Annotated in this window: 7 protein-coding genes; all 7 read right to left on the bottom strand. The window is 28.9% G+C overall.

What is annotated here, in order from left to right; all coding sequences use genetic code 11:
• A partial coding sequence (locus EII29_RS10945) for a hypothetical protein (protein WP_233573322.1) occupies positions 1-284 on the bottom strand: 284 nt, incomplete at its 3' end.
• Complete coding sequence (locus EII29_RS10940; protein ID WP_125237559.1) at positions 247-843, bottom strand: hypothetical protein; 597 nt, start codon at positions 841-843, stop codon at positions 247-249. The genes EII29_RS10940 and EII29_RS10945, both read right to left, overlap by 38 nt.
• A 19-nt stretch (positions 844-862) precedes the next feature.
• Positions 863-3,328, bottom strand: a complete 2,466-nt coding sequence (locus tag EII29_RS10935; RefSeq protein WP_125237558.1) for a hypothetical protein — start codon at positions 3,326-3,328, stop codon at positions 863-865.
• 373 nt (positions 3,329-3,701) lie between these two features.
• A complete protein-coding gene (locus tag EII29_RS10930; RefSeq protein WP_125237557.1) occupies positions 3,702-4,016 on the bottom strand; it encodes a hypothetical protein in 315 nt (104 codons plus the stop codon).
• Positions 4,017-4,160: 144 nt separating this feature from the next.
• Positions 4,161-4,472, bottom strand: a complete 312-nt coding sequence (locus EII29_RS10925) for a hypothetical protein (protein ID WP_125237556.1) — start codon at positions 4,470-4,472, stop codon at positions 4,161-4,163.
• A 41-nt stretch (positions 4,473-4,513) separates the two neighbouring features.
• Positions 4,514-5,164, bottom strand: a complete 651-nt coding sequence (locus EII29_RS10920; protein ID WP_125237555.1) for a hypothetical protein — start codon at positions 5,162-5,164, stop codon at positions 4,514-4,516.
• Positions 5,165-5,906: 742 nt separating this feature from the next.
• A partial coding sequence (locus EII29_RS12920; protein ID WP_233573321.1) for a hypothetical protein occupies positions 5,907-6,796 on the bottom strand: 890 nt, incomplete at its 5' end.

Raw genomic sequence — 6,796 nt, 5'->3', positions numbered from 1 at the left:
CCTACTGTTGCTCCTGCATTTATTCCCGTACTTTTTCCGCTTGAAGAATATCTGTTATTCAGTTCCACTGCTTCCTTATTTATGTTCTCCACATTATTATATATCATTGTTGTATCTTCTGCACGTGTTCCTTTATAAGTTATGTTCTTTACGTTATTGTAAAAGAGTTCATGAGGGCTCATCGCCGCCCTCATACTCCCGCTACCCGCAGTCTTCGCTCCTTCGTCGACTCCGACAATGCGGGGTCTATTTTTTCTTTCCTCCTTTTTCTTTCCAATATACATCACTTAAATCTAAATCATATTCTTTTGGGGATTGTGGACTTCCATATACTAATCTATACCTTTCTTTATTTTCTATTACTGATTTTCCTACATACATTCCCCCTGCAACATTTACCATATTTTTTAATAAAGCTTTTTTAAATTCTTTAAATAATAATTGTGCACTGACTTCTTCTGATATCGTTGTTATCTCCCCTTTTATTACACAATTTGTGTCTACATATATGCCTGAAGGTTTAAATATTATTGTTCCTTTTGTATTTATTAAATCATAACGATATTTTCCTGATTTCATTTTAAACTCTTCATATTCAAATTCCTCTCCTTTTTTTATTACAAAATATCTCCACTGATCATAAAATACATCATCAAAAGTTCCCATTCTTATTTTTCCTATATCAGGTAATTCTTCTATACTTTCATATATTTTAAACTCTGATTTATCATATACTATTTCATCCTTTATATATAACAACCCCTCCATTTTTTTTTCCAATTCCTTTATACTTTCCATAAAATCTTCTTTCAATGCATAAAAGTACATTCCTCTTCCTTTCATAGCCATTTCCTCTTTTCTTTTATTTTTTTGTTTTTTCTTCTTCTATCTTTTTCAATATTTCTTCCAAATTACCTATTCCTTTGCCTTTTGGTATTGTTATTAATTCAGGATTATTTAATCCTTCTCTTTGTATCTTTATATTTATCATCTCAGCTGCATTTGCTTCACGTTTTGTTAAATTCCCTGTCCTTTTGTAGGTATCCACCGTATTAATCCTTATTATTACTTTCTCACCATTAATAACTTTAGTTGCTGTTACATCTATATAGTTTCCTCCTTTTGTACTTCCTTTGATAGGATTTAATGGTTCCATGTATTCTTCTTTTTTCTCAATTCCTCCTGTTATTTTCCAACTTTCATTTTTTAAATATTCTGTAATTTGCTGATTTTGAAGCCTTGTATCAATATTTCCCCATCTTCCTCCTACTTTTGGCTGTAAACTGTTCATTTGATTTTGAATTTCAGGTTTTAAATTTACAGTCTCTTTTTTCGGTTCTTTTTTTTGCTCAATTTTTGGGTTTTCTAAATTTCCATTCCCATTATTCTTTTGTGAATAATTTTGTCCTACTATCTGCTCTTTATTTCCTATTTCATTCTTATTTACTTCTATAATTTTAGGACTTCCCAATCCTGATGAAACACCTATATTCCCTACTGTACTTTTACTTCCTGAAGTAACATTATTCGATAATAAAGGTACTCCCGACACACTTCCACTTACATTACTTGACCTGTAAATTGCTCCTGTTCCTTTATCAAAAACTTTCGTGATTGATGTCCCTGTATAAGTATTTGTCAACCTTGAAACTTCTATATTTGAACTACCTATTGCCTCTACATTTACTTTTACTGTTCCACCTGGTGTACCATCATTTATAAAGATATTATCCCTTTTTATATATGTATCTCCTGTAGTTTTTCCCGTATTCCCCTTCTCAAGTGATGATACACCCAATGTCTTATCACCATTTGAAATTACTCCCAAATATATTGAATTGTAAATCGGAGATATTACATTATTTACTAAATAACCATAACCGTTTACTGTTTTTATATAATCCGACTCTTTTCTATAATTCTTATACTGAGTATCACTAATCTTTCCTGTTCTATAAAGTTCTTCTACACTTTTACTTTCATTCCTGATTATATTTGATACTCTTTCATAATCGATAGCTTGCTTGCCTCTTGTACTTGAAGTATTATAATTCCTGTCTATTCTTTCCTGTGAGTCTAATTTGTAATTACCTCTTATCCCATATTCTTTCAACTTATTTGAATATTCTTCCAATTCTCTGTCTGTCTTAAATATTATTAACTCACTTGTATTATTCGGTTTAGGATTACAATCTTTTGAACCTGTTCTACAAGACAACATCTGTGAATAATCCTTACCTAAATCATCATGGCTCTTCTGTTGCTCTTTTATACATTTTCCATTACAGTCTTTACTTGAAAGTTCTTCTTCCAGTTTCTTTTTCCCTTGAGCTTTTTCAATCTTCTTCTTTTCAACTGCTTTTCCAACTTCTTTAGTTATTATATTAGGAGCTGACTTTAATGCTTCAGTACTTTCTTCAACTACTTTTTTTCGTGACATCCCTCCTTTACTAAAATCCTCATTATCTCTTTTAAGAACTCTGCTTGTATCAATCACAGTATCTTTTATTATTTTAAGAGAACCTTTGAAATCACCGTCCAATGCTTTTTCTGTAGCTGATATAACTCTTCCGATTCCTTTTTCTATATGCTTTATCGTGAAATCCCCTGTTATCTCACTGTCAGTATCAAATACTCCGTACTCAAAGTCCTCAGGATTTATACCTTTACTGCCTTTTCCTTTTAATCTGTTTTCTATTTCACTGTAAGCTATTTCTCCTGCTACTGTTGCTTTTAAATCTCCTTCAGTATTAGGCTTCGCCTTCCCTTTTTCAAACCTGTCACGTATTCCCCATTCTCTTGCTATTCCTGACCTTACTGTGTTCTCATCTGCATTTTCATTTATGTATATCTTACCTGTTACTTTATCATAAAAATATGTTACTTCTTTTCCCGCTTCCCTTGCCTCTTCTATTCTTTCACGTATCTTTACAGGTAAATTCGGGTCATCAGGATTAAACTTTCCTCCTATACCAAGCTGTTCCTGTACTTTCTTATCTCCCAAGTCACCTTCTGCTATAAGAGTCATTTCAGGAGCTGTCTTAAATCTTAATATATCTCCCTTTATTTCCTCATATCTTCTCTTTTCCGGTTCCGATATATCACTGTTATTACTTCCGTGAAGTATGTTGTCTATTTTCTTTACTGCACCTTCTACAGTACTTTTTCCTTCAAGTATGGCTATTTCCAAATCCTCTTTAAATCTTGAAGGATTTGTCAGGTAATCTATTGTCTGACCTTCTATATTTATATTTGTACTGCTTTGACTGTCTTTTGTTATTTCATTGGCTTTACTTAGGAGTCCATGAGGGCTCATTGCCGCCCTCATACTCCCGCTACCCCGCGGTCTTCGCTCCTTTCAGTCGACTCCGACAATGCGGGAAAGTAAATAATACTAAAATATATAAAGTAAAACTGGAGATAAAATTATAAAACATAGTATTACCACTTCATTCAATAATGGTTTTCTTTCTCTAAAAAAATATTGATTTAATAGTAAAATTAAACATAATACACTTATATATATAAATTCCTGTTCGTTTTAGAATAATATCAATATTATATTCTCCAATTTACGAATAATAACAAAAGAAATTATATAGTTTACCCAGTAAAAAAATTTCTTTTTTTCTGGGACGAGAAGAAGTAAATATATTTTTCTAAAAACTTACTTACTTTTTTCATTATATTTCCCCCTAATTTTATGGTCTAATAGATTTTGAAGTAAGTAGTGTAATTTTTGCTCTTAACCTTCTTGGAGTTACATAAACATCTACCTTTGCCTGCCCTGATTTTGAAATATATTCATTATACATTTTTATTCTATTTTTTAACTCATTAATATTTTTTATTTTTTTGCCTACCACTCTACTATTTGCCAATCCCTTCAACATTTCTCTTTCACTATATCCCATTAAATAAGCTGTCTCTTCTGTGGTTCTTTCTATTTCTGACATTGCAATTATTATTTGCTTGCTTAGACAGTTCTTCTGAATCCGTTGAATTTGGAGTGGCATTACTATTTCTTCCTATTGCTGCCCTTAATATACTTCCTGCAACTCCTACACTTACTTTTCATATTCCTAAAACTTTTCCTAATCCAATTCTTCTCTCTCAAAGAAAGTAAAAAAAATTATATACAAAGTTAAAAATATTTCTCTTTATAGATTAAAACAATAAATTAAAATAGGAGAAAATATTCCAATTAATAATTCTATTATTTCTTTTTTATTAGGCTTTTCTTTAGAATAAATTGATTGGTTTATCAATAAAATTAAACATCCTAAACTTAAATAAATAAAAATTCCAGTCTTTTTTAAAATTAAATTATTTGAACTATTTTTCAAAAGATAATTCATAAAAACTAAAACCATATAAAAAGCTATAAAATCTATCATCTTATCTCTTCTGCTCTTAGATTGATTTCTAAATAAGTAAAAATATACATTTTCTAATTTTTTCTTAATATTCATAAATTTCACTTTCCTTATGTTAAAATGATATACAACTATATTTAAGGTCTACTACTTTTAAAATTTAATTGCCTTATTATAGGAATGGTTTTTCTAGGTATTATATAAATATCTACTTTTTCTTGTTCTGACTTTTTTGAATTATATTTATTATATAAACTTACTCTTTTATTTAATTCTGACATATCTATTTTTTTACCTATTATTCTACTATTTACAATGCCTAAATCTTTTTCTGTTAACTTTTGTCTTTTAGCCCTATTTGCAATATCGCCTAAAACTTGACTTTCAGAATAATATATACCATCTGCTTGTATTTTACGTTGCCTTTCAATTTCAGATATTGCTATTTTAACTTGTATCTCCTTTAATATATTAATATTATCAGAACTAGGAACACTATTATTAACATAATTAAGACCTTCACCAACAACTCCTCCTACTATTCCAGAAGCGAGGACGCTTAATCCTTCCGTTAAATACCCAGTAAAAATTCCTCCTATAAATCCTTCTATTTTTGTAACCATTTCCGCTTCTTTTTTTCTATTTCCATAGTATTCAGCTACTTTTTCTATTGTTAATCCGTATAACTTCATACACTGATCAACATTATTATTACATCTATTTTTATATGTTGATTCTGAATATTTATCATATTTTTTATATATAAATTTTTCAGAAAAATCCCCCACATTCTCACCGAAATCAATATTACCGTAATCTTTTCCGTCTGACTTTGCTTTTAATGGAAATAATGAGGGCTCATTGCCGCCCTCATACTCCCGCTACCCCGCGGTCTTCGCTCCTTTCAGTCGACTTCGACAATGCGGGGGATTTTTATTATCTTCTTTAATATATTCCACCATGATTTCCCTATAAGTAGTATTAATAAGTCCCTATCATAATATTCACTCAAATATTTATTTTCATTATTTCTCATCTGTAAATCTATTTTTATTTTTTAACATTGATTTATAATTTTTAAAATACATTATAGGAAGTATGACTTCTAAAAAAAATACAATATGATAAAAGAAATTATTTCCTGTAAAAACATCTAGAACACTTAAATATTCTCCTGTTTTAATAATATAAAATATTATATTCCAAGCAATTAATAAATAATAGGATTGTATAAATAAAATAGTAGTCATTATATACAAAAAATATATCACTTTTCTATATTTATTTTTAAAAATAATATTTAAAAATAAAATATTGACTGCTATACAAAATATTAAAATAATATTATAAAATATATCCGCATCTACCATTGAAAAAGTAAAGTTACTATAAAAATAAATAAATATTTTAAATGTCTCAAAAAAATCACTTATTAATTTGTTCATTTCAAGAATAGAGTCATTTTCCAAAGCAAATATAAAAAATATTATATTAATAATTACGATTGTAATTAAACAAAATCTCATAATCTTACTTACCATAATTATCAATTCCTTTTTTCCTTATATTTTGTAATTCTTCATAAGTAAAACTTTCTTTTTTCATTCTAGTTGCTAATGACCTCAATTTATCAAAATTATCTTGAACGAATTTTCCAAATCCTGTATCTCCAACTTTATTTCTCATCTCTACCGTAGTTTTATCTGTAGGGCCTGAACCATACTTTTTCCATAACTCTACATCTGAAAGTAAGTGTTGAAAAGCATCAATATTAATAATACTACTATATGTATAAAAATTATATGTTCCTGTTATTGTCGGATTATAAACAGGTTTATTATTTTTATCAAGTATTAACTCGTAACCGTCATCCTGTACATATTTTTTATACCTATCATCAAAATAAAAATATGCTGTTCCATTTTTATATTCTATATTATGATATATAGATTGATTAGCGGGAATTTTTTTTAATGTTAATTTTTCTCCACTATTCTGTGTTATTGTTACATAATTTCCTTCTAGATTATCTACTGATTTTACTCTTAGAGCATACCTTGCTTGAAAATAGTAGTAGTTTGTTTTTTCTCTATATTCTTTATCTTTTTCATATTTATCCCAATCTATTTTATAACTTTCCTTTCCAAACCACCAATTTATATTATTTTGTATTTCTTCTTCTTTGTACTTACTTTTATCTCCATTGGGTTTATTTATATTTCTCAAATCTCTTGCATAATAACCTGCTCCCTCATTTGCTTTATCCCCCACATTCTCACCAAAATCAATATTACTGTAATCTTTTCCGTCTGACTTTGTTTCTATCGGAATGTCATTCTTTTTGTACTTATCTGTAAAGTATTCATTCGTTGCTCTCCCCGTACTTTCAAGTCCCTTTTCTTCTGTTCCCGTCTCCCGCT

It is taken from the genome of Leptotrichia sp. OH3620_COT-345 (genome assembly GCF_003932895.1).
Taxonomy (GTDB): Bacteria; Fusobacteriota; Fusobacteriia; order Fusobacteriales; family Leptotrichiaceae; genus Pseudoleptotrichia.
The sequence above is the reverse complement of the archived record's forward strand: the minus strand, read 5'-3'. Positions and strand labels throughout refer to the sequence as shown.